Annotated in this window: 25 protein-coding genes; 19 read left to right on the top strand and 6 right to left on the bottom strand. The window is 64.1% G+C overall.

The window, feature by feature from the left end; translation table 11 throughout:
• The first annotated feature begins 9 nt into the window (after window positions 1-9).
• Window positions 10-1308, top strand: a complete 1299-nt coding sequence (locus ACR0LD_RS10020) for an aspartate aminotransferase family protein (RefSeq protein WP_480636714.1) — start codon at window positions 10-12, stop codon at window positions 1306-1308.
• On the opposite strand, the gene ACR0LD_RS10015 is transcribed toward ACR0LD_RS10020, so the two are convergent.
• The 3 genes from ACR0LD_RS10015 to ACR0LD_RS10005 form a co-directional block, all read right to left on the bottom strand.
• A complete protein-coding gene (locus ACR0LD_RS10015; protein ID WP_480636712.1) occupies window positions 1305-1523 on the bottom strand; it encodes a DUF1127 domain-containing protein in 219 nt (72 codons plus the stop codon). The genes ACR0LD_RS10020 and ACR0LD_RS10015 overlap by 4 nt on opposite strands.
• Window positions 1524-1646: 123 nt before the next feature.
• On the bottom strand, window positions 1647-2042 hold the full coding sequence (locus ACR0LD_RS10010) for a carboxymuconolactone decarboxylase family protein (RefSeq protein WP_170357026.1): 396 nt from the start codon (window positions 2040-2042) through the stop codon (window positions 1647-1649).
• A 2-nt stretch (window positions 2043-2044) separates the two neighbouring features.
• The gene (locus ACR0LD_RS10005; RefSeq protein WP_170365241.1) at window positions 2045-2863 is read right to left on the bottom strand and encodes a cyclase family protein; all 819 of its coding nucleotides are present in this window, start codon (window positions 2861-2863) and stop codon (window positions 2045-2047) included.
• Window positions 2864-3114: 251 nt separating this feature from the next.
• On the opposite strand from ACR0LD_RS10005, the gene ACR0LD_RS10000 reads away from it, so the two are divergent.
• From ACR0LD_RS10000 to ACR0LD_RS09975, 6 genes are all read left to right on the top strand, one after another.
• The gene (locus ACR0LD_RS10000; protein WP_480636709.1) at window positions 3115-5211 is read left to right on the top strand and encodes a 3-hydroxyacyl-CoA dehydrogenase NAD-binding domain-containing protein; all 2097 of its coding nucleotides are present in this window, start codon (window positions 3115-3117) and stop codon (window positions 5209-5211) included.
• Window positions 5211-6386 (top strand): acetyl-CoA C-acyltransferase, encoded by a 1176-nt coding sequence (locus ACR0LD_RS09995; protein WP_480636707.1) that lies wholly within the window; start codon window positions 5211-5213, stop codon window positions 6384-6386. Before ACR0LD_RS10000 ends, ACR0LD_RS09995 begins: the two co-directional genes overlap by 1 nt.
• Window positions 6387-6488: 102 nt before the next feature.
• Window positions 6489-7679, top strand: coding sequence for an acyl-CoA dehydrogenase family protein (locus tag ACR0LD_RS09990; protein ID WP_480636705.1), 1191 nt, complete (start codon window positions 6489-6491; stop codon window positions 7677-7679).
• A gap of 1 nt (window position 7680) precedes the next feature.
• A complete protein-coding gene (locus ACR0LD_RS09985) occupies window positions 7681-8808 on the top strand; it encodes an acyl-CoA dehydrogenase family protein (RefSeq protein WP_480636703.1) in 1128 nt (375 codons plus the stop codon).
• Entirely contained in the window at window positions 8789-9208 is a 420-nt protein-coding gene (locus ACR0LD_RS09980) for a PaaI family thioesterase (RefSeq protein ID WP_480636702.1), read from the top strand. The genes ACR0LD_RS09985 and ACR0LD_RS09980 overlap by 20 nt, the downstream gene beginning before the upstream one ends.
• A gap of 39 nt (window positions 9209-9247) precedes the next feature.
• Window positions 9248-10738, top strand: a complete 1491-nt coding sequence (locus ACR0LD_RS09975) for a class I adenylate-forming enzyme family protein (protein ID WP_480636700.1) — start codon at window positions 9248-9250, stop codon at window positions 10736-10738.
• 153 nt (window positions 10739-10891) lie between these two features.
• Here ACR0LD_RS09975 and rpe read toward each other — a convergent pair whose 3' ends face one another.
• Window positions 10892-11581, bottom strand: a complete 690-nt coding sequence (rpe, locus tag ACR0LD_RS09970) for a ribulose-phosphate 3-epimerase (RefSeq protein WP_170365258.1) — start codon at window positions 11579-11581, stop codon at window positions 10892-10894.
• A 184-nt stretch (window positions 11582-11765) separates the two neighbouring features.
• Here rpe and phnC point away from each other — a divergent pair, with 184 nt between their 5' ends.
• The 5 genes from phnC to ACR0LD_RS09945 all read left to right on the top strand — a co-directional run bounded on the left by phnC (window position 11766) and on the right by ACR0LD_RS09945 (window position 16512).
• Window positions 11766-12587, top strand: a complete 822-nt coding sequence (phnC, locus tag ACR0LD_RS09965) for a phosphonate ABC transporter ATP-binding protein (protein ID WP_170357035.1) — start codon at window positions 11766-11768, stop codon at window positions 12585-12587.
• Between the two features lie 68 nt (window positions 12588-12655).
• On the top strand, window positions 12656-13558 hold the full coding sequence (phnD, locus tag ACR0LD_RS09960; protein WP_170339782.1) for a phosphonate ABC transporter substrate-binding protein: 903 nt from the start codon (window positions 12656-12658) through the stop codon (window positions 13556-13558).
• Window positions 13559-13624: 66 nt separating this feature from the next.
• Window positions 13625-14506, top strand: a complete 882-nt coding sequence (gene phnE, locus ACR0LD_RS09955) for a phosphonate ABC transporter, permease protein PhnE (protein WP_170357037.1) — start codon at window positions 13625-13627, stop codon at window positions 14504-14506.
• Entirely contained in the window at window positions 14503-15870 is a 1368-nt protein-coding gene (gene phnE, locus ACR0LD_RS09950) for a phosphonate ABC transporter, permease protein PhnE (protein ID WP_480636697.1), read from the top strand. The genes phnE (ACR0LD_RS09955) and phnE (ACR0LD_RS09950) overlap by 4 nt, the downstream gene beginning before the upstream one ends.
• Window positions 15871-15894: 24 nt before the next feature.
• The gene (locus ACR0LD_RS09945) at window positions 15895-16512 is read left to right on the top strand and encodes an LbetaH domain-containing protein (RefSeq protein ID WP_170357039.1); all 618 of its coding nucleotides are present in this window, start codon (window positions 15895-15897) and stop codon (window positions 16510-16512) included.
• Between the two features lie 6 nt (window positions 16513-16518).
• On the opposite strand, the gene phnF is transcribed toward ACR0LD_RS09945, so the two are convergent.
• Window positions 16519-17235, bottom strand: a complete 717-nt coding sequence (gene phnF, locus ACR0LD_RS09940; protein WP_170527506.1) for a phosphonate metabolism transcriptional regulator PhnF — start codon at window positions 17233-17235, stop codon at window positions 16519-16521.
• A gap of 102 nt (window positions 17236-17337) precedes the next feature.
• Between phnF and phnG the strand changes: the two genes are divergently transcribed.
• The 7 genes from phnG (at window position 17338) to phnN (ending at window position 22588) form a co-directional block, all read left to right on the top strand.
• Window positions 17338-17799, top strand: a complete 462-nt coding sequence (gene phnG / locus ACR0LD_RS09935) for a phosphonate C-P lyase system protein PhnG (RefSeq protein WP_480636695.1) — start codon at window positions 17338-17340, stop codon at window positions 17797-17799.
• Window positions 17796-18371, top strand: coding sequence for a phosphonate C-P lyase system protein PhnH (phnH, locus tag ACR0LD_RS09930; protein ID WP_480636693.1), 576 nt, complete (start codon window positions 17796-17798; stop codon window positions 18369-18371). The genes phnG and phnH overlap by 4 nt, the downstream gene beginning before the upstream one ends.
• Window positions 18372-18374: 3 nt before the next feature.
• The gene (locus ACR0LD_RS09925) at window positions 18375-19466 is read left to right on the top strand and encodes a carbon-phosphorus lyase complex subunit (RefSeq protein ID WP_480636691.1); all 1092 of its coding nucleotides are present in this window, start codon (window positions 18375-18377) and stop codon (window positions 19464-19466) included.
• Between the two features lie 235 nt (window positions 19467-19701).
• Window positions 19702-20562, top strand: coding sequence for an alpha-D-ribose 1-methylphosphonate 5-phosphate C-P-lyase PhnJ (locus tag ACR0LD_RS09920; protein ID WP_174819621.1), 861 nt, complete (start codon window positions 19702-19704; stop codon window positions 20560-20562).
• Complete coding sequence (phnK, locus tag ACR0LD_RS09915; RefSeq protein WP_170357044.1) at window positions 20559-21329, top strand: phosphonate C-P lyase system protein PhnK; 771 nt, start codon at window positions 20559-20561, stop codon at window positions 21327-21329. Before ACR0LD_RS09920 ends, phnK begins: the two co-directional genes overlap by 4 nt.
• A gap of 24 nt (window positions 21330-21353) precedes the next feature.
• On the top strand, window positions 21354-22037 hold the full coding sequence (phnL, locus tag ACR0LD_RS09910) for a phosphonate C-P lyase system protein PhnL (RefSeq protein WP_170451065.1): 684 nt from the start codon (window positions 21354-21356) through the stop codon (window positions 22035-22037).
• Window positions 22034-22588 carry a phosphonate metabolism protein/1,5-bisphosphokinase (PRPP-forming) PhnN gene (gene phnN, locus ACR0LD_RS09905; RefSeq protein WP_170451063.1) on the top strand — a complete coding sequence of 185 codons (555 nt, stop codon included), beginning with the start codon at window positions 22034-22036 and terminating at the stop codon, window positions 22586-22588. The genes phnL and phnN overlap by 4 nt, the downstream gene beginning before the upstream one ends.
• Here the strand turns inward: phnN and ACR0LD_RS09900 are convergent.
• A complete protein-coding gene (locus tag ACR0LD_RS09900; protein ID WP_480636688.1) occupies window positions 22564-23247 on the bottom strand; it encodes a DUF1045 domain-containing protein in 684 nt (227 codons plus the stop codon). The genes phnN and ACR0LD_RS09900 overlap by 25 nt on opposite strands.
• Between the last annotated feature and the right edge of the window lie 25 nt (window positions 23248-23272).

Here is a 23272-nt window from a genome sequence, read left to right as displayed (position 1 = left end):
GAGGCGACCATGCCGCGACATCTCAGCCAATCCGATTGGGGTCAACGCGCCCGCGCGGTGCTGCCCGGCGGTGGCTTTGGCAATTTCGACCCGTCGGTCTTCATCCGCGAGGGCCGGGGCAGCCGCGTCTGGGACGAAGACGGGATGGAATATGTCGACCTGCTGATCGGCTCGGGGCCGATGCTGCTGGGCCACGGCCACCCCGAGGTGTTGGAGGCTGTCGCCGAACAGATGCCCAAGGGCATGACGTTCTTCGCCAACAACGCGCGCGCAGTCGAACTGGCCGAGGAAATCTGCGCCGCCGTGCCCTGCGCCGATCAGATCCGCTATGTCTCGTCCGGCGGTGAGGCTGACATGTACGCGATCCGGCTGGCCCGCGCCTTTACCGGCCGCGACAAGATCGTGAAGTTCGAAGGCGGTTATCACGGCATGAGCGCAGAGGCGCAGATGAGCCTGGCCCCGTCACGGATGGTGAACTTCCCGCAGGCGGTTCCCGACAGCGCGGGCATACCGGCCAGCGTTCAGGCCGAAATGCTGATCGCGCCGTTCAACGACCCGGACTACATCCGCTCGCTGCTGGCCGAGCACGGCAACCAGGTCGCGGGCATCATCGTCGAGCCCTTGCAACGCATCATCCCGCCCGAACCCGGCTTCTTGCAGCTTCTGCGGGACGAGGCCGACAAGTACGGCATCGTGCTGATCTTCGACGAGGTGGTGACCGGGTTTCGTTTCGCCTATGGCGGCGCGCAGGAGCTGTATGGCGTGACCCCGGACATCGCCACGCTGGGCAAGATCATCGGCGGCGGTTTTCCGCTCGCCGCAATCGCCGGGCGGGCCGAGATCATGGCCCATTTTGACAAATCCGCCGTTGGGGCGGAGAAATGGCTGATGCAGTTGGGGACTCTGTCGGGCAATCCGGTGGCCGCGGTGGCCGGGCTCAAGACGATGGAGGTGCTGCGCCGTCCCGGTCAGTACGACCGGCTGCGCGCCAATGGTCAGCGTCTGATGGACATGGCTTCGGCCGCGCTGAACAAGCAGGGGGTCGCCCATCGCGTCGTCGGCGATCCGACCCTGTTCGAAATCGTGTTCACGGAAGGAAAGGTGCGGGATTATCGCGATGTGGTCTGCGCGGACACGGCCAGAGCAACCCTGTTCAATACGGTTCTGATGCAGAACGGGATGTTCAAGTCGCCGGGCAAGACCTATCCGTCCCTGGCGCTGACCGAGGCGGACTTTGACCTGTGCGAAGCCACCTATACCAAGGCCGCGCAGGCCGTGGCCGAAATGCAGGGCGCGGGCGTGTCTTAGTAGACGCCCGCCATCACCAGGCGAACGATGTCTTCGCGCTTGAGGCCACGCGCAGCCAGTTCTTCGTCGGTCAACTCGCTGAGTTGCTTGATCTTGATGACCTTGGCATTTGCTTCGCCCATGCGGATCAAAGCATCATAGATGCCGCTGAACACATCGGCGACGACCGAGAACAGGTTCAGGATTGCCGGGCGGTGCGTGCTTGTCTGTGCCATGAGCGGAGCCTCTCTGGTCTGTATGTGACCAAAGAGATTTAGACCTGATGCTGCAGTGCAGCTAGACACTTGAGGGAATAGCCGCTGTGCATCTGGTGCAAGTCTGGCCCGACAGGCGCCGCCTCAGACCTTGAACTGGTCGTCCACCGGCACCTGCAAAGCGGTGGCCAGGGCGTTGGTCTGGCTGGCCATCGCGATCACCGCCAGCAGTTCGGCCTGCATCTGATCGGTCATGCCCTTGGAGCGGGCCGCGGCGGAATGGGAGTGCACGCAGTATTCGCAATTGTTGGCGACCGAAACCGCCACATACAGCATCTCTTTCACAAGCGGGTCCAGCGCGCCGGGGGCCATGACGGTCTTCAGCCGCTCCCACGTCGTTTTCAGCAGTGCCGGGTCATGGGCCAGAGCGCGCCAGAAATTGTTGACGTAATCGGTGTTGCGGGTGGCGCGGATGTCATCGAAGACGGCCAGCGCCTCGGCGCTGACCTCTTCGTCCGTCAACAGGCGAACCGTTGCCATGCTCAGACCATCGCAAAGATGCGCGCCGGGCCGCCCGACCCGCCACGATGGGCCGGCGCGCCGACCACCAGCGTCGCTCCGCTGGCGGGCACCTTGTCGAGATTGGCCAGGTTCTCGATGCCGTAACGGTTGGTGGGCAGCCACGCGTAGTGCGTCACGAAATCGGCCGATGGCCCGTGGTCCAGCGACAGCGTGTCGACGGCCAGAGCAACCGCGCCGGTTCCTTCGATCAGCATCTGCGCCGCTTCGACGTGGAAGCCGGGGAAATGCATCATGCCGTCCCCGTCGACGTTGCGGAATTCGGGCGTGGCGGTCTTGGCGGCCCATCCCGAATGCATGGCGACGCAGGCGCCATCGGGGATGTCGCCATTCGCCGCGATCCACGCCTTCAGATCGTCGGGGGTCACCTGCGCATCCGGGTCCTCGGCCGCGCGGGCGGCAATGTCCACCACGCACAGAGGGCAAACGAGGTTCGACACCGGGATTTCGTCCACCGACTGCCCATCCGCCGAGAAATGCAGCGGGGCATCAACATGCGTGCCGGTGTGTTCGTTGACGGCCAGGTTGAACAGGTTGAAGCCATGTTCCTTGAAATTGAAGGCCTGTGTCGCCTCGATCCCCGGCTGGCCGAAATAGGTGGGGAAATCGGCATCGTAGACATGGGTCATGTCCAGCACCTCGCCATGGCCGGCCGCAAGCGCTGGTGGGGCAGCCACCGTCCCAAGCGCCGTGCCTGCCGCCATCGCTGCGCCAGCCTTGAAAAAGGATCGACGCGACAGCATCCGGTCTTTCACCGCGTTCATTACGCAAACGTCACACATTTCAAAACTCCCTGTTCTGCAATCTGTTTTCGTTCCGGGCCGAATTCATTGGCCGGGTGGGCAAAGCCTAGCACGGTTTTCCGCGATCCGGTTCACAAGTTGTTTGGGGCCTGCTCGCCGGCAACAAATGCGGCCCGGCGGCGCAGTCGGGTATAAGGGGTTGAACCCGCGCGCGGACGGGTTCAATCTGTAGCGGAATATTGTTCCGCAATGCGGAACAAGCTGGGGTTGGCAAGAGGAGACCAAGTCTGATGTCCGAGGCGGTGGAATACGAACGGATTGGCGATATCGCGGTGCTGGCGGCGAACAACCCGCCGGTCAATGCGCTTGGCGTGGATGTGCGCCGGGGCCTGCTGGCCGGAATCGAACGGGCCGAGGCCGAGCGCGCAAAGGCGGTGCTGATCTACGGCAAGGGCCGGACCTATTTCGCGGGGGCCGATATCCGCGAGTTCGGCAAACCCCCGCAGGAACCGTGGTTGCCCGGCCTGTGCGACCGGATCGAGGCCTCGCCCCTGCTGGTGGTTTCGGCGCTGCACGGCACGGCGCTCGGCGGCGGGCTCGAGGTTGCGCTGTCCAGCCACTACCGCATCGCGGTTCCCTCGGCCAAGGTCGGCCTGCCCGAGGTCAATCTGGGCATCCTGCCCGGTGCCGGGGGCACCCAGCGTCTGCCGCGCGTGGCCGGGGTGGAGGCCGCGCTGGACATGATCACAACCGGTCGCCATGTCCGCGCCGACGAGGCGCTGAAGCTGGGCGTGATCGACAAGGTGCAGGATGGCGACCCGCGCGAGATCGGGCTGGCCTATGCGCAGGAGCTGCTTGACTCGGGTGCGCCCCGCCGCGCGGTCGGAGAGATGCCTGCGCCGGACCCCGTCGATTTCGATGCGGTCTACGAGGCTGTTCTGAAGAAGGGCCGCGGCCAGTTGTCCCCCGCCGTTGCCGTGCGTGCCGTGCAAGCCGCCTGCGAGGCGCCCAGCTTTGCCGAGGGCATGGCGCGCGAGCGGGAACTGTTCATGCAGTTGATGGAATCGGATCAGCGCAAGGGCCTGATCCACGCCTTCTTTGCCGAACGCGCCGTGGGAAAACTGCCCGAACTGAAAGGTGTCGAGCCGCGTCCGGTGCATCAGATCGGGGTCATCGGCGGCGGCACGATGGGCGCGGGGATCGCCACCGCCGCCTTGTTGGCAGGTCTGCCCGTGACCTTGCTAGAGATGACGCAGGAGGCCGCCCATGCGGCCAAGGAACGGATCGCCGGAAACCTGGCAGGGGCCCTGAAGCGCGGGAAGATCAGCCAGCAGCAGCACGACGCGATCCTGTCGGACCAATTGCAGCTTGCCACTGGGTATGACGCGCTGAGCGCCGTCGATCTGGTGATCGAGGCCGTGTTCGAGGATATGGACGTCAAGAAGCAGGTCTTTTCTCAGCTGGACGCGGTCTGCAAGCCCGGGGCGGTTCTGGCGACCAACACCTCGTATCTGGACGTGAACGAGATCGCCGCCACCACCACGCGGCCGCAGGACGTGATCGGGCTGCATTTCTTCTCGCCCGCGCATGTGATGAAGCTGCTTGAGATCGTGGTGGCCGACAAGACCGCGCCCGAGGTGGTCGCAACCGGCTTTGCGCTGGGGCATCGGCTGAAGAAGGTCTCGGTGCGCGCAGGGGTGTGCGACGGGTTCATCGGCAACCGGATCCTCAGTACCTATCGCACCTGCGCCGACCACATGGTTCTGGACGGGGCAAGCCCGTTCCAGATCGACAAGGCGCTGACCGATTTCGGCTTTGCCATGGGGCCGTTCGCGGTGTCCGATCTGGCCGGGCTGGATATCGGCTGGGCGGTACGCAAACGCAAACGCGCCGAGGGGCTGGACCCGCGCGCCCGCGACAGCAGCTATGCCGACAAACTCTGCGAGGCCGGGCATTTCGGGCAGAAGACCGGCAAGGGCTTCTATGTCTATGAAAGAGGCAAGCGCGGCGGCACGCCGAACCCCGAGGTTCTGGACCTGATCGCGGCCGACCGCGCGGCGCAGGGCATCACCCCGCGCACGTTCACGGATGACGAGATCGTGCGGCGATATATGGTCTCGATGGTCAACGAGGCCGCCAAGGTGGTGGGCGAGGGCATCGCCCGCCGCCCCTTGGACGTGGATGTGGTGCTGCTCTATGGCTATGGCTTCCCGCGCTATCGCGGCGGGCCGCTGAAATGGGCCGATTTGCAGGGCCTGCCGGGAATTCTGGACGACATCCGCGCCTGGTCGGCCGAGGATGACTATTTCTGGCAGCCCGCGCCGCTGCTGGAAAAACTGGTGGCCGAGGGCCGCAGCTTTGATGATCTGAACAAGGACGCCGAGTGATGAAACAAGCCGTAATCGTATCCGCCGCGCGCACCGGGCTGGCCAAGTCGTTCCGGGGCTCGTTCAACATGACCCACGGCGCCACGATGGGCGGCCACGCGGTTCAGGCCGCGGTCGCGCGGTCGGGGCTGGATGGCGCCGAGATCGAAGATTGCATCATCGGCTGCGGTTTCCCCGAAGGCGAGACCGGCAGCAATATCGCCCGCCAGATCGCCATCCGGGCCGGGCTGCCGGTCAGCGTTTCGGGCATGACCGTGAACCGGTTCTGCTCGTCGGGGCTGCAGACCGTGGCGCTGGCGGCGCAGGCCATCACCGAGGGCGGCGCTGGGCCAATCGTGGCCGGTGGGGTCGAGAGCATCTCGCTGGTTCAGCCGAAAACCCGCCCGGTGCCCGAGGCGTGGATTCAGGAGCACAAGCCCGCGATCTACATGACGATGATCGAGACCGCCGACATCGTGGCCGAGCGCTATGGCATCAGTCGCGAAGAACAGGACGCCTACGGCCTGCGGTCGCAGCAGCGCATCGCGGCGGCGCAGGCGGCGGGCAAGTTCGACGACGAGATCGTGCCGATGCAGACCACCATGGCGATCAAGGACAAAGAGACGGGCGAGGTCTCGCACCGGCAGGTCACCGTGGACCGGGATGAATGCAACCGCCCGAACACGACGCTGGAAGGCCTTGCCTCACTCGAGCCGGTGCGCGGCCCCGGAAACTACATCACCGCCGGCAATGCCAGTCAGCTGTCGGACGGCGCGGCCGCCGTGGTCGTGATGGACAGCGCCGAGGCCGAGCGCCGTGGGCTGGAGCCCTTGGGTGCGTTCAAGGGGTTCTGCGTGGCGGGGTGCGAGCCCGACGAGATGGGCATCGGCCCGGTCTTTGCGGTGCCACGCCTGCTGGAACGGCATGGTCTGAGCATCGAGGACATCGACCTGTGGGAGCTGAACGAAGCCTTCGCCTCGCAAGCGCTGTACTGCCGAAACCGTTTGGGAATCGATGACGAGAAATGCAACGTGAACGGCGGATCGATCGCCATCGGGCATCCGTTCGGCATGACCGGCGCGCGGATGGTCGGCCATCTGCTGCGCGAAGGGCGGCGGCGCGGGGCCAAGCTGGGTGTCGTGACCATGTGCATCGGCGGCGGCATGGGCGCGGCCGGTCTGTTCGAGATATATTGAAGAAAGAGGCGCCGGGCCAGCTCATCGCGGGCCGGCCCGGCGCAGCCCGGCCCTGGGGGCCGAGCAGGCAAAGTTCCGATCGCGTCGAGGAGGAGGGCGGCTGTGGACTTGAATTATACGGACGAGGAGAAGGCCTTTCGCGACGAGGTTCGAGCCTTTCTGGCCGAAAAGCTGCCCAAGGAGATCTCGGACAAGATCCGGGCTGGCCGGAACATCGGCAAGGAAGGGTATGAGTGGTGGCACGCCACGCTGAACGAGCGCGACTGGTTGAATTTCAACTGGCCGAAGGAGTTTGGCGGCGCCGAGTGGAACGCGGTTCAGCGCCATATATTCGAGGAGGAATGCGCCGCCGCCTATGCGCCGCGTATCGTGCCGTTTGGCCTGTCGATGCTGGGCCCGGTGCTGCAGAAATTCGGCTCGAAGGCGCAGCAGGAGTATTTCCTGCCGCGCATCCTCAATGGTGAACATTGGTGGTGCCAGGGCTATTCCGAGCCGGGTGCCGGGTCGGACCTGGCCTCGCTGAAGACCCGCGCGGTGCGCGACGACGACCACTATGTCGTCAATGGCCAGAAGACCTGGACCACGCTGGCGCAATACGCCAACTGGATCTTCTGCCTGGTGCGCACCGACCCCGAGGCCAAGGCGCAGGAGGGGATCTCGTTCCTGCTGATCGACATGAACACGCCGGGGATCGAGGTGCGCCCCATCGTCCTGCTGGACGGCACGCCCGAGGTCAACGAGGTGTTCTTTGACGATGTGCGTGTTCCGGTCGAAAACCTGGTGGGCGAAGAGAACAAGGGCTGGACCTATGCCAAGTATCTGCTGACGCATGAACGCACCAACATTGCCGGTGTCGGCTTCAGCCAGGCGGGGCTGGACATGGTCAAACGGATTGCCCGGATCGAAACCGCGAATGGCCGCCCCCTGATCGAGAACCCGCATTTCGCCGCTCGGCTGGCGCGGGTCGAGATCGACCTGATGGCCATGGCCACCACCAACATGCGCATCATCAGCCAGGCTGCGGCCGGACAGGCACCGGGGGTCGAAAGCTCGATGCTGAAGGTCAAGGGAACGATCATCCGGCAGGAGATCAACGACCTGGCCCGCCGCGCGGTGGGGCCTTATGCGATGCCTTTCGCCTCCGAGGCGGTGGCAGGCGACAACGACCCGATCGGGCCGGACTATGCCGCGCCGGTCGCCGCCCAGTATTTCAACAACCGGAAACTGTCGATCTTCGGCGGGTCGAACGAGATCCAGCGCGGGATCATCGCCAAGGTCAAGATGGGGGGCTGAGATGGATTTCAACCTGACCGAAGAACGGCAGATGCTGCAGGACACGCTGCGGCGCTATCTGGCCGACAGATATACGACTCTGGTGCGCAACGACATTCTGGACAGCCCGGCGGGGTTCAGCGCCGACATCTGGCGCGAACTGGCCGATCTGGGCGTTCTGGGCGCGCTGTTCGACGAAGCGGATGGCGGGTTCGGCGGGGCGGGCTTTGACATCGCCACCGTGTTCGAGGAACTGGGCCGGGCCGGGGTGGTCGAGCCGGTTCTGGACAGCTGCATTCTGGGCGGTCGGCTGATCGCGCAGGTGGGCAGCCCCGATCAGCGGGCGCTGCTGGATCAGGTGGTCTCGGGCGCGCTGCATCTGGCGCTGGCGCATGGGGAGCCTGCCAGCCGGTATGACCTGAGCCGGGTCGAGACCACCGTGCGGACCGACGGCACGGACTTGATCCTGAACGGACGCAAGGCTGTGGTCGTGAATGCCGAGGTCGCCGGGCAGTTGATCGTTTCCGCGCGCGAAACGGGCGGGCCGTTCGATCTGGACGGCATTTCGCTGTTTCTGGTGCCTGCTGGCACGCCGGGTCTGGGCTTGCGCGGGTATCCGATGCTGGCCGGGGGCCGCGCGGCCGAGGTCACTCTGGACGATGTGCGCCTGCCGGAAACCGCGCGTCTGGGCGCGGCGGGGCAGGGGTTCGAGCCGCTGATGAACGTTGTGGCCGCAGCCAATGTCGCGCTGGTCGCCGAGGTGCTGGGTGCGATGGAAAGCGCGGTGGAACTGACACGGCAATACCTGATGACGCGCAAGCAGTTCGGCCGTCCGATCGGGACCTTTCAGGCCCTGCAGCACCGGTTCGCGGATATGCTGGTCGAGCTGGAGCAGGCGCGCTCGGCGGTGATCAACGCGGCCGGTCACCTTGAAGCGCCCGATCGCGACCGGCAGATCGCCGCGGCCCGCAACCTGGTGTCGCGGGTGGGCCGGTTGGTGGCCGAGGAAACGATCCAGATGCATGGCGGCATCGCCATGACGCAGGAATATGAGCTGGCGCATATTGCCAAGCGGATCGTCATGTCGGATCACAGGTTCGGCGACGCGGATTATCATTTGGAGCGGTTCATTGCACTCGGCGCGGCCTGAAGACGACCCAAAGGTCCGGCGGTCGGGCTGTCAGAACGCGATCGGGTTCGAGGTGGATCTGTCCGAGCCCGACGGCCGGGCCCGGTGCCATTTGACCATCCGGGCGGATCATCTGAACAGCCAGGGCATCCTGCATGGCGGCATCATCGCCATGCTGCTGGACGTGGCTTGCGGCAACACCGCCTCGGCCTGGTTCGACCGGGACGAACATCCGTTGGTTCTGACCCTGTCACTGAACACAAGCTATGTGGCGGCGGTGCGTCAGGGGCGCGTGACGGCCACCGGGCGTGCAACGGGTGGCGGGCGCACGCTGGCCTATGTGACCGGAGAGTTGCACGGCGACGACGGAACCCTGATCGCAACGGCGGCGGGTGTGTTCAAGCGCACCACGAAACGCTGAGCGAAAAACCGGTTCCGGCGCGGGGGAGGGCGAAGGGACATGAACAAATGGCACGACTATCCGGGTGCCCAGATCCGGACCCGCCCGCAGGCCCGCGCCTTCGCCGACGGGTTCGGCGCCAATTGGAGCTTTGCTGACCTCGACCGCGCGATTTCCGATCTGTCAGGCATCCTGCTGGCCTCGGGGGTGCGCCCCTGCGATCGGGTCATGCTGGTGCTCGAGAATTGCTGTGCGGCAGTGGCCGCGCTGTTTGCCTGTTCCCGGATCGGGGCCTGCGTGGTACCGGTGAACGCCCGTCAGACCGCGGCCGAGTTGGTGCGCATCGTGGATCACGTCACCCCGGCGGTGATCCTGTTCACGTCCGAGGAGTCGCCGGAGGCGCTCGATCATGCGCGAAGGGCCGGGGCCCGGCCTGTTTCCGGGTCCTTCGGGCAGATGCACCTGGCCGCGCCGAACCCGAGCGCGCCCGACCCCGATCTGACGGATGTCGCGGCGATGTTGTTCACCACCGGCACGACCGGAACGCCCAAGGGTGTGATGCTGACCCACGAAAACCTGCGGTTCGGCGGGCTGACCTCGGCGAATTTCCGGGGGCTGACGCAGGATGACGTGGTCTATGGCGTGCTACCGATTTCGCACATCTTCGGGCTGGCCTCGATCGTCACCGGGTCGGCGCTGGCCGGGGCCTTCGTCCAGCTGGATGCCCGGTTCGCGGCGGACCGCGCCTTTGCCGCGTTGAACGCGGGCGTCACGGTGTTTTCGGGTGTGCCGCAGATGCATGCGCTGCTGATGCAATATGCTAAGGAACAGGGGTTGGAGCGGCTGCCGTCGGACGCCCTGCGCTACACCTCGTCCGGGGCTGCCCCGCTGGATCCGGCGTGGAAACGCAAGGCCGAGGCGTTCTATGGCGTCGCACTGCAGAATGGCTATGGCATGACCGAAAGCACGGCGGGGATCTGCGCCTCGCACAACCGGATCGGGGATCCGGATATCTCGGTCGGCCCGCCCTTGCCGGGGGTCGAGCTGCACATTGACGAAAGCATACCCGGCGGCGGAGATGGCGTGGGCGAGATCCTGACGCGCGGCCCGCATGTGATGAAGGGGTACTATCGCAACGGCGAGGAAACGGGCCGGGTTCTGGTCCGGGGATGGTTGCGCACGGGTGACCTCGGCCGCCTCGACGTGCAGGGCAATCTGCACGTCGTCGGCCGCGCCAAGGAACTGATCATTCACGGCGGCTTCAACGTCTATCCGCCCGAAGTCGAGACCGCGCTGAACGACCATCCGCAGGTGATCCAGTCTGCGGTGATCGGGCATCGGGTGGGCGGCGACGAACAGGTGCTGGCCTTTGTTCAGGTGCCTGAAATCGGCGCTGTGTCCGAGGCAGAGTTGGCGAAGTTCGTGGCCGAGCGTCTTGCGGGCTACAAGCGGCCCAGCCGGATCGTGCTGGCCACGTCACTGCCCGCGGCGCCTACGGGCAAGATTCTAAAACACAGGCTGCTGACGCATTTCGCGGATCAACTGGCCTAGGAGCAGGGGCGGCAAAACGCTCCCGCGCCCGCGCGACATTGGCTGCGCCGATCCCGCTTGCGGCCTTGGGCCCGGCATCGCGCCATGCGCGATGCCGGGCCCAAGGGGAGGAGGCGTTTTGCAAAAAACGTCGACGACGGGCGGGAGCCGCCGTCAGACCGCGTGGCCTTCGGCTGCGGCGCGAATGGCGCGTATGTTCTGGCCATAGACGTCCGGGTTCGCAACCGACCCGCCCTTGAAGACCGCGGAACCGGCAACAAGAACGTCCGCGCCGGCTGCCGCGACCAGCGGGGCGGTTGTGGTGTCGACGCCACCGTCGATTTCGATATGCACCGGGCGGTCTCCGATCAACTCGCGCAGGCGGCTCACCTTTGCGGTCATGTCGATGAATTTCTGCCCGCCAAAGCCGGGGTTCACCGTCATCACGCAGACCAGATCTGCCAGATCCAGCAGGTGTTCGACCGCTTCGGCCGGGGTGCCGGGGTTCAGCGCCACGCCTGCCTTCATGCCCGCCGCGCGGATCGCCTGCAACGTGCGGTGCGTGTGCGGACCAGCCTCGACATGGGCCGTCAGATAGTCCGCGCCGGCATCGGCATAGGCCTGGATGTAGGGGTCGACCGGCGTGATCATCAGGTGCACATCCATCACCGTCTTGACATGCGGGCGGAACGCTTTGACCGCCGGCGGGCCGAAGGTGAGGTTTGGCACGAAATGCCCGTCCATCACATCAACGTGAACCCAGTCGGCGCCTTGGGCCTCGATAGCTTGGATTTCCTGTCCGAAATTGGCGAAATCGGCGGACAGGATCGACGGTGCGATCTTGATCTTGCGGTCAAAGCTCATGGCGGCCTCATGTGACAGATCTGATGGTTCAGGTGTTGAGCCCGCGTATAGACGGGACGAGCGGTATTGCCCAGCCCTTGCATAGGCCATCGGCTTTCAGCCCGTTACAAAAGCTTCACCGGATCGACACATCACCTTTGAGCACCAGCTGTAGACGACCTCCATCACGAATTGGGGGTGGCACGTGCTGCGCATCGAAAAACTGACCAAGCGCTTCGGCGACAATACCGCCGTCGACACCGCAACGCTGGACGTCGACAAGCCATGCATGATCGGGGTCATCGGGCGGTCGGGCGCGGGCAAGTCCACCCTGCTGCGTATGATCAACCGCCTGACCGATGCCAGCGCCGGGCAGATCCTGTTTCACGGGCGCGACGTGACCACGCTGAAAGGGCGCGAAAAACGTGCGTGGCAGGCCGATTGCGCGATGATCTTTCAGCAATTCAACCTTGTGCCCCGCATGGATGTGGTCTCGAATGTGTTGCACGGAACGCTGAACCGGCACTCGACGCTGGCGACCATGTTCAATCTGTTCCCGATGGAAGACATCCATCGCGCCATCGACATTCTTGACCGACTTGGCATCGCCGAACATGCCCCTAAACGGGCCGAGGCGTTGTCGGGCGGGCAGCAGCAGCGTGTCGCTATCGCGCGCGCCCTGATGCAGGATCCCAAGATCATCCTGGCCGATGAACCCATCGCCTCGCTGGATCCGATGAATGCGCAGGTCGTGATGCAGGCCCTGCGCCGCATCCACGAAGAGGACGGCCGTACCGTGATCGCCAATCTGCACACGTTGGACACCGCGCGCCGCTATTGCGACCGCGTGGTCGGCATGCGCGACGGGCGCATCGTGTTCGACGGCCTGCCCGAGCAGCTGACCACCGGCGTCGCCCGCGAGATCTACGGCGCTGATGCCAGCTTCTCCGAGGCCGCGACCTCGACCGAGATCGAAACACTGGATGCCACCCGGAAGGCTCTGATGGAAGCCGAGGCCACGATCTGAGCCCAAACCACCTCATTTATCGCCCGGCCCGATGAATGGGGTGGGCCAATCAACCTGGAGAGAGACAGATGAAGAAACTAGTTGCCGCCCTGGTCGCGACCACCGCCCTGAGCGCGCCCGCCATGGCCGAGGAGATCAGCGAATTCCGTATCGGCATCCTGGGCGGAGAAAACGCGCAGGACCGGCTGAACAACAACGAATGTCTGCGTGAGTACACCGAGGACGCGCTGGGTGTCGAAACCAAGCTGTTCGCCCCGGCCGATTACAACGGCGTGATCCAGGGCCTGCTGGGCGGCACGATCGACATGGCCTGGCTGGGCGCCTCCGCCTATGCCAAGACCTATCTGAGCGACCCCGAGGCGGTCGAACCGGTTCTGGTCAAGGTGAACGTGGATGGTGGGTATGGCTACTACTCGGTCGGGTTCGCCCGCAAGGATAGCGGCATCACCTCGCTTGATGACATGAAAGGCAAGGTGTTTGGCTTTGGTGATCCGAACTCGACCTCGGGCTACCTGATCCCCTCGATCGAAATCCCTCAGGCAACGGGTGCGACGATGGAGTCGGGTGACTACTTCGGTGAGGTGAAGTTCACCGGTGGCCACGAGCAGACGATCGTCGCCGTGAACAACGGTGACGTGGATGGTGGCGTGACCTGGGCCGACGGTCTGGGCAACTGGGAAGACGGCTACAATTCGGGCGCGCTACGCCGCGCCGTGGATGCCGGACTGGTCGACATGAACGACATGGTGGAAATCTGGAAATCGAAGCCGATCCCCGAAGGTCCGGTGGTTCTGCGCAAGGCATTGCCGGCGGATGTCAAAGAGAAGATGACGGCTCTGATGGCCGGGCTGGCCGACAAAGACCGTGAGTGCTTCTATGGCGTGGCCGCAGGTGAAGCCAAAGCGTTCGAGCCGATCACCCACGAGGCCTACGAAATCATCATTGAGGCCCGCAAGCTGAAGTCGAACTAAGCCTGCGCAACTTCTGTTCGGGGTCCGGCCGCAAACCGGACCCCATTATCCCCATCGGAGCCTTTCATGACCGACCTGACCGCGGGATCCGCCGGCCTCGACCGGATCCGGGAGGATTACACCAGCATGACCCGTCGAAAACGGGTCTACGGTGGGATACTTCTGATCCTGTTCGTGGCACTTATGGCGGCCGGATTCCGGACCGCCGACATGCGAAACGCCGGTAGTTTTGCCGATGGGTGGAACCGCATTTTCGATTACCCTGCCGAGGTTCTGACGGAGGCCTGGGAGAAGATCGGGGAATTGCCCGCGAATTTGGTCGAGTTCTTCCCCGCGCTGATCGAAACACTGAATATCGCCGCCGCGGCCACGCTGGTGGGCACTCTGGGCGGCACCTTTCTGGCGCTGATGTCTACCCGCGGCATGGCGCTGTGGCCGTCATTGATCCCCGTTTTTCGGCGGATTTCTGATATTTGCCGGGCCGTTCCGGAAATTGTCATCGCTCTGGTTCTGATCTTTGTTCTTGGCGGCGGGCCAGTGCCTGCAATGATTGCCATCGCCATTCACACTGCCGGTGCCCTGGGCAAATTGTTTTCCGAAGTGAATGAAAACGCCTCTCTGAAACCGGTCGAGGGGCTGCAGTCGGTTGGCGCCAACTGGTCGCAGCGGATGTATTTGGGCGTGATCCCGCAGGTCGGGCCAAACTATGTCAGCTACGCTCTTCTGCGGTTCGAGATCAACATCCGCGCCTCGGCCATTCTTGGTTTCGTGGGGGCAGGCGGCTTGGGGTACGAGTTGCGCAACGCCATGTCCTGGGGGCAGGGGCGTTACGACGAGGCGGCGGCCATCTTTCTGCTTCTGTTCGTCACCATCGTGGCCGTGGATCAGCTGTCCGGCGTTTTGCGTGACCGTCTGACACACGGTTCCGCCAAAGGAGCCGCAGCATGAGCACCTTTGCCACTGATCTGCCGATCAACGACTTGAAAGCCAGAACCGACCACATCTTTCGGCGCAAACGGGCGCTGAGTTTCGGGTTGCCGGGGCTGGTCATTCTATACCTGATCTATGTTTTCTTTGTCTTTGACGTGCCCGGCTTGGCCGAGCGGGCCAACTGGGAAAACGGCAAGACGCTTGTATCCGACAGCTACAGCTACAAGACACATGTGACGCGGGACAATCGAAACGGAGAAGTGTCCGTTGCGATCGAGGGAGAGCGCAAGGGCGCTTACCCGGATGGCACTGCGCCGGAATGGGTCGCTTTGGGCGAAACCACCGTGATTGACCTGCAAGATGGCCACATCGTTCGTTTTGGACCTGAAACCGTGGAATATGACATCCCGGGTTATGGAACCGTGCGCGCAACGCCCAGCCGGTCTGCCGGAGTGCAGGCCGACTTACCGACTGCCGAGGTGCCGGACTGGATCAACATGTCAAAGAATCGCCTGGCGATCACCACGCCGGCGGGTCGGCTGACCGTGACACGCAACCGGGCCGAGGTGTTCCGGTATTTCAACGGTTGGGAACTGTTCTGGTTCACTTTGGACAGCCCCTATCACGGTCAGTCTTTCAGCCAGTTGATGGGGCGTGCCGCTTCGGGCGAGGCCGCAGAAATCTTTGACGATTTCTGGACCAACAAGATGTGGCGCCATCAGGATGTTGCGTGGGCGATCTTTGAAACGCTTCTGATGGCTTTTCTGGGTACATTGGGGGCAGGGATGATCGCTTTGCCCCTCGCATTTCTGGCGACACGAAATTTCAATCCGTTTAGAACGGTCCGATTTGCCACTCGTCGTATCTTTGACTTCGTGCGAGGTGTTGATGCGTTGATCTGGACGGTGGTTCTGGCACGCGCCTTCGGGCCAGGGCCGCTAACAGGGGCGCTGGCCATCCTGGTCACCGATACCGGCACCTTCGGCAAGATCTTCTCCGAGGCGCTGGAAAATGTTGATCAGAAGCAGATCGAGGGCGTGCAGTCTACCGGGGCCAATGCGCCGCAGAAATATCGTTTCGGTGTGATCCCGCAGATCACGCCGGTTCTGCTCAGTCAGCTCCTGTACTTCCTGGAATCCAACACCCGCAGCGCAACCGTGATCGGGGCGATAACCGGGGGCGGGATCGGTCTGTTGCTGACACAGGCGATTATCACCCAGAAAGACTGGGAGGAAGTCGCCTATTACATCGTGCTGATCATCCTGATGGTCATGCTGATGGACTGGTTTTCGGGCTGGCTGCGCAGGCGGTTGATCCAGGGCGGGCCGCCCAAGGCGCGCAAACCGCGCGACCCGCAGGCCAAGCCCCTGATGTTGCCTTGAACCGTATACGAGGACTTGCAGACCATGGCGCGCTTGCGACCGGACCAGCCTTTCATTCACCCGGATTGCCAGATAACCGGCAGCAGCTTTGGCGCCTTTGTCGAAATCGGTGCCGGAACGCGGGTGACGAATTCGGTGTTTGGGGATTATACCTATTGCGACCGCACCTGCGACATCGCCAATGCACGGATCGGGAAATTCGCCAATATCGCCAGTTTCACCCGGATCGGCGCCACCGACCATCCGATCGAGAAAGCGTCGCTGCATCACTTCCACTACCGCTCGGCCGACTATTGGGACGATGCCGAGGACGACGCGGACTGGTTCGCCCGGCGCGCCGGGCGGTTGGCGCATATCGGGCATGACACCTGGATCGGCCACGCGGCCATCATCAAGCCCGAGGTGACGATCGGGCACGGGGCAATCGTAGCCTCCGGGGCGATCGTGACCAAGGACGTGCCACCTTATACCATCGTCGGCGGCGTCACTGCCCACCCCATCCGACGCCGGTTCCCCGAACACGTGGCCGAGCGTATGATGGCTCTGGCCTGGTGGGACTGGGACAATGCCCGACTGCGCGCGGCGCTGCCGGATTTCCGCGCGTTGCCCGCCGAGGCGTTTTTGGAGAAATACGAGGATTGACCGGCATCACCCGTGATCGTCATCCAGCGTCAGAGTGACCCGCTCGCCCGCAAAGACGGTCTTGCCGTATTCAACCGGATGCCCCTGCGGATCGGCGTTGATGCCGACCGAATGCAGAACCGGCGCGCCCTCGATCAGGTGCAGGTGCCGGGCCTGAATCGCATCAGCCGCGCGGGCGGTCAGGCGCGTCGAGATGCGGGTATAATCCGCCACGCCGCAGTGCCGCAGCGCCCGCGTGACCGAGCCGTTCTGGGCCAGCGCTTCGGGCAGGTCGGGCAGGCGCGCGGCGGGAAAGACGCTTTGGAACACCGCGATCGGTTGGCCATCGGCCAGCGACAACCCGTCATAGACATGCACCGGGTCGCCGGGGGCCAGGGCCAGCGCCTCGGCCTCGGTCTTGTCGGCGGCGCGGGTGATCAGCGACAGCACCTGCTTGCCCGGGATCTTGCCGCTGGCCGAGATGTTCTGGTGGTACCGGACCCGTTTGCCGATCGGGTAATCGGTTGCGGCTGCCGAAACAAACACGCCTGCCCCGCGGCGGGGATGCACCAGCCCTTGCTTGGCCAGTTCGGCCAGGGCCCGGCGCACCGTGTGGCGGTTCACGCCGTGGGTCGCGGCCAACTGCGCCTCGGTCGGCAGGCGGTCGCCGGTTGCAAAGCGCCCCTCGGCGATGTCGGCGGTCAGCGCCAGCGCGATGGTCTTCCAGATCGGTGTTTGGCTCATGTCATCAAAACTTCACAGCATATTCGTTGCGAGTCACCCTTTGCTCCGCTATTATTTGTCTAGTTGTATAGTAGTTGTAGACAACTTGGCCAAGAGGCTTTGATGGCGGATCAGATAAAAATCGCGACGGGTGATCGACGGGCCTGGCTGGGCCTTCTGGCACGTGCGCCGGCCGAGGCGCTGGCTGCCTTGTGGACCGCCTATGGCGCAAGTTCCGAATTCCAGTGGTTGCGCACGCCCGAGATCGGCGGCGTCATGGTGCGGGGGCGGGCAGGCGGCTCGGGCGCGCCCTTCAATCTGGGCGAGATGACAGTCACGCGCTGCGCTCTGGTTCTGCCTGACGGAACCGAGGGCCACGGATATGTGCAGGGGCGCGACAAGACCCATGCCGAAACCGCCGCTCTGATCGACGCGCTGATGCAGACCGGGCACGCCGACGCGGTGCGGGCGAGAATCCTGGAGCCGCTGACCCGCCAGGTCCAGGCGGCCAGAACGGCCCGGGCCGCCAAGGCTGCGGCCACCAAGGTCGAGTTCTTCACGATGGTTCGGGGAGAGGATCAATGACCCCACAGACCCGTTTTTCAGGCGGTTTCACCGATGCGCCGGTTCAGGCGGCCCACGCCTTTCGTGCGGCCATGACCGTGATGGCGCGGCCGGGTGAGTTGCGGCAGCTGGTCGGCGCGACCCCGCCCGACGGCCTGTCGGTCGCCGCGGGAACGCTGCTGCTGACGCTGTGCGACCCGGACACGGGCGTTTATCTGGCGCGCGGGGCCGACAACCCGGCCATTCGCCAATGGCTGACCTTCCACACCGGTGCGCCCCTCGTGCCCGCCGCGCAGGCCGATTTCGCCGTTGGCTGCTGGCAGGACCTTGTGCCGCTGGACCAATACCTGATCGGAACGCCGGAATACCCCGACCGATCCGCCACCCTGATCGTGGAGTGTGACGCGCTAGACCTTTCCGGTGCCGGATTGCGAGGGCCGGGCATACGCGACACTGCGCGCCTGGCCGTGCCCGATGTCGCGGCGGTTCAGGCCAATTCGGACCTGTACCCCTTGGGGTGCGATTTCTTCTTCACCTGCGGGGATATGGTTGCGGCCCTGCCGCGCAGCACCCGCATCCAGCCCGAGGGTTAGGCCATGTACGTAGCCGTCAAAGGGGGCGAAAAGGCGATTGAAAACGCCCATGCCTGGCTGGCAGAGGAACGCCGGGGCGATCCCGGCGTGGCCGAATTGTCCTTGGCCCAGATCCGTGAACAGCTCAGCCTTGCGGTGAACCGCGTGATGGCCGAGGGCTCTCTGTACGATCCCGATCTGGCCGCGCTGGCGATCAAACAGGCGCGGGGTGATCTGATCGAGGGGATCTTTCTGATCCGCGCCTACCGCACCACCCTGCCGCGGTTTGGTTATTCGACCCCGGTCGATACCGGCGGCATGGCCTGCGACCGCCGGATCTCGGCCACGTTCAAGGATGCGCCGGGCGGGCAGGTTCTGGGCCCGACCTTCGACTACACGCACCGCCTGTTGGATTTCAAACTGGCCGCCGACGGCGCGGTGCCTGAGGCCCTCACCGCCGCGCCGCGCCATGAACCGGCCCCGCACATCACCAAATTCCTGAAGGACGAAGGCCTGATCCAGGACGAACCCGCCAGCGATAAACCGCCCGGCGACCTAACGCGCGAACCGATGGAGTTCCCGGCGGACCGCCCCCTGCGCCTGCAAGCACTGACGCGCGGGGACGAGGGGTTCGTGCTGGGCATGGCCTATTCGACCCAGCGCGGCTATGCCCGCAACCACGCTTTCGTGGGTGAGCTGCGCATCGGCACCGTCGCGGTCGAGATGGATATCCCCGAACTGGGCTTCGCGATCGAGATCGGAGAGATCGCCCTGACCGAATGCGAAACGGTGAACCAGTTCAAGGGATCAAAGACCGAGCCGCCGCAATTTACGCGCGGCTATGGGCTGGTCTTCGGCCAGTCCGAGCGCAAAGCCATTGCCATGGCGCTGGTGGACCGCGCCTTGCGCTGGGAGGAATTGGGCGAAGACGATCTGGGCGCCCCGGCGCAGGATCAGGAATTCGTCCTCAGCCATGCTGACAACATTCAGGCGACCGGCTTTTTGGAGCATATCAAACTGCCGCATTACGTCGATTTCCAGTCCGAATTGGAACTGGTGCGCAAATTGCGCCGCGAAGCCGAAGAACGCCTGGAACCGCGCGAGGCCGCCGAATGACTTCAGTGCCCTTCCTGCATCCTGTCCGCCGGCCGAGATGCCCTGCCAGCCGCAGCCCGGCGTGGCGCGTCCGCGCTGATCGCAGACCATTCGCCTCGCGCGTCCCGCCGCATGGCCCGGCGCCGTCGCTGGGAATGTATCCTGCGCCAGAGAAAGTAGAGCATGACGACCGCGAAGGCCGAGGTAACCAGAAAACCGTCCACAACAACACCAAAAAACGAAAGTGATACATCAAATGAATGAGTATAACTTCGCATATTTGGACGAACAAACCAAGCGGATGATCCGCCGGGCCATTCTCAAGGGCTTGGCCGTTCCGGGTTATCAGGTGCCGTTTGCCAGCCGTGAGATGCCCATGCCTTATGGTTGGGGCACGGGCGGGGTTCAGGTCTCGGCCGCGACGCTGACACCGGACGATGTGTTCAAGGTGATCGATCAGGGAGCAGATGACACGACCAATGCTGTGTCGATCCGCAAGTTCTTTGAGAAGACGGCGGGCGTGGCCACGACCGAAGAGACCGGGAAGGCGACCATCATCCAAACCCGCCACCGTATCCCCGAGGCCAGGCTGCGCGACGATCAGATCCTGGTCTATCAGGTCCCGATCCCCGAACCGCTGCGGTTTCTGGAACCGCGCGAGACGGAGACGCGCAAGATGCACAGCCTGCAGGAATACGGGTTGATGCATGTGAAGCTCTACGAAGACATCAGCCAGCACGGCGCGATTTCCACGGCCTATGCCTATCCGGTCCGGGTGGCCGACCGCTATGTGATGGACCCGTCTCCGATCCCGAAATTCGACAATCCGAAACTGGAAATGGACGCGATCCAGCTGTTCGGGGCCGGGCGCGAGCAGCGCATTTATGCGGTGCCGCCGCATACGCGGGTGGTCAGCCTCGATTTCGAGGACTACCCGTTCGAGGCCAGCAAGGCCGATCACGCCTGCGATCTGTGCGGGGCCGAAGACAGTTACCTGGACGAGGTGATCACGGACGATGCAGGCAACCGGATGTTCGTGTGTTCGGACACCGATTTCTGCCGGTCCCGCCGCGAGGCCGGACACCAAGGCCGTTTGGCGCAGGAGGATGCGGCATGACCCCGCTCTTGCAGGTCAAAGGCATCGAGAAGCGCTATGGCGCGCGGATCGGCTGCAGGGATGTCAGTTTCGACCTCTACCCCGGTGAAGTAATGGGGATCGTCGGCGAAAGCGGGTCGGGCAAGTCGACCCTGCTGAACTGTCTGGCTGGGCATCTTAAGTCGGATGCCGGGCAGGTGATCTTTGATACCCGCGCCGACGGGCCGGTGGACACGGTCACGATGTCGGAACCGGCCCGCCGGATGCTGGGGCGCACCGACTGGGCCTTTGTGCATCAACATGCCCGCGACGGGCTGCGCATGTCGGTCAGCGCCGGCGGCAATATCGGCGAACGGCTGATGGCCGTGGGGAGCCGGAACTATGGCCAGATCCGCGGGCAGGCTTTGGATTGGCTGGGCCGGGTCGAGATAGCGGAAAGCCGCGTGGACGACCGCCCCAGCGCGTTTTCGGGCGGCATGCAGCAACGGTTGCAGATCGCGCGCAACCTGGTGACCGGTCCGCGGCTGGTTTTCATGGATGAACCGACCGGTGGGCTGGACGTCTCGGTGCAGGCGCGGCTGCTGGACCTGCTGCGCGGTCTGGTGCGCGAGATGGGGCTGAGCGCCATCATCGTCACCCATGATCTTGCCGTGGTGCGGCTGCTGGCGGATCGCTTGATGGTGATGAAGGATGGCGAGGTGGTCGAGGCGGGGCTGACCGATCAGGTGCTGGACGACCCGCAGCATGCCTATACGCAACTGCTTGTGTCCAGCGTCCTGCAGGTTTGAATGCTACAGAAAAGATGAAATCCGATGATTGAACTGATCGACGTGAGCAAGAGCTTTACCCTGCACAATCAGGACGGCGCCGTGATCCCGGTGATGGCGGGCGCGTCGCTAAAGGTCAGGGCCGGAGAATGCGTGGCCCTGACCGGGGCCAGCGGGGCCGGGAAGTCCACACTGATGCGGGTGATCTACGGCAACTACCTGGCGGCCTCGGGGCAGGTGCGGGTGGGCGGCCTCGACGTCGCCCGGGCTCAACCGCGCGAGATCCTGCAACTCCGCCGGGAGACCCTGGGCTATGTCAGTCAGTTCCTGCGCGTGGTGCCGCGGGTGCCGACGCTGGAGGTCGTGGCCGAACCGCTTCTGGTTCAGGGGTGCGAGCGGCAGACCGCACTGGACAAGGCAGCGGGCCTCCTTCAGCGCCTGAATATCCCGGAACCGCTTTGGCGCCTCAGTCCCACGACATTTTCGGGCGGTGAACAGCAACGGGTGAACATCGCGCGTGGTTTTGCGCATGACTATCCGGCTCTGTTGCTGGATGAACCCACGGCCAGCCTTGACGCACGAAACCGCGAAACCGTGCTGTCCCTGATCCAAGAGGCAAAGGCCCGCGGCGCGGCGATCATTGGGATATTCCACGACCAAGAGGCCCGTGACCGGGTCTGCAGCCGCGTGGTCGACGTCACGCAGTTTGCGCCGGGGGCGGCGGCATGAAGATGGCCCCGGTCATTGCAGTTGTCGGGCCTTCGGGTGTTGGAAAAGACAGCGTGATCCAAGCACTGCTGGCGCGCGCGTCGAACTTCGAAAGGGTGCGTAGAGTCATCACCCGTCCCCATGGCGAAGGCGGTGAGGATTTTGACCGCGTGTCCGACCGGGCGTTTCAAACAATGGTCCAAGAGGGCAGCTTTGTTCTGTGCTGGGCCGCGCACGGGCTGCACTACGGCATACCCGTTGCGATCACGGACCAACGCCGAAGGGCCGATGCGGTTCTGGTCAACCTCTCAAGGGCTGTGTTGCCCGAGGCGCAGAAGGAATTTCGAGAGCTGATCGTGATATCCCTGACGGCCGAACCAAAGGTTCTGGCACAACGTCTGGCAGTGCGCGGCCGGGAAAGCGCGGCTGATCAAGCCCGGCGTTTGGGGCGCGCCACTGCAGCCCTGCCCGAAGGCTTGAACCACGTGATCGAGGTCGACAATTCCGGGTCACTGGATGCGACCGTTGAAACCATCTTGTCCGGTCTTCAACCCGAAAGGGCGTACCGTTGAAGCATATGGAACCGCCCGTCTTCAGCCTCGCCCACAAGGGCCAGTTCCCCTATGTCAAAAGGGGCTGGCAGCAATGGGACAAGCCGTTGGTTCAGCACGGTTTGCACGTTTGCCAGCATCGGTTTGCTCAGGCGACCGGACAGGGTGATGTGAAAACGGAAAGCCTCCAGAACGTATGGGTAGCCCCAATTCGTCAGATTTGCGTCCTGCTCCATGGTCAACCCGGCCGCTCGGCGCCGGTTCATCTCGGTTTCCGAGGCCGGGGCACGAAAAGGGTCCAGGTCGCGGACGCAAGCCGCCGCAAGCGCGTTCAGGTCTCGTGTGTCGCCCACGGGCCGCAAAGCAAGAAACCGACCAAGGCGTGCAACTTCGAGCCCGTCCAGCGAAACGGGGGCGAATTTACCGGCCAGACGAGCGCAGGTATCCTGCAAAGCAGACAGCGACTGATCTTCACGCAAGCGAAACGGCGGCTTCATCGTGGCATGAAGCCCGTATTTGCGCGGCACTTGTGTTACCGAGGCGACGTCCAACCCGTCGATGGCCGGATGGTCGACGGTCCGTCCCGCATCGATGTCCCACCCCAGCCACGCGGTTGCAAACCTGCTCCAGTCGGATTGGGCTGGGGGAACGAAATAGATCGCGTATCGCGCAAAATTCACAATGGCCTCCTGTTGCGTGGCCTCT

It is taken from the genome of Ruegeria sp. BF8 (assembly GCF_056538625.1).
Note: the sequence above shows the minus strand (reverse complement) of the source record. Positions and strands in the feature narration are given on the sequence as shown.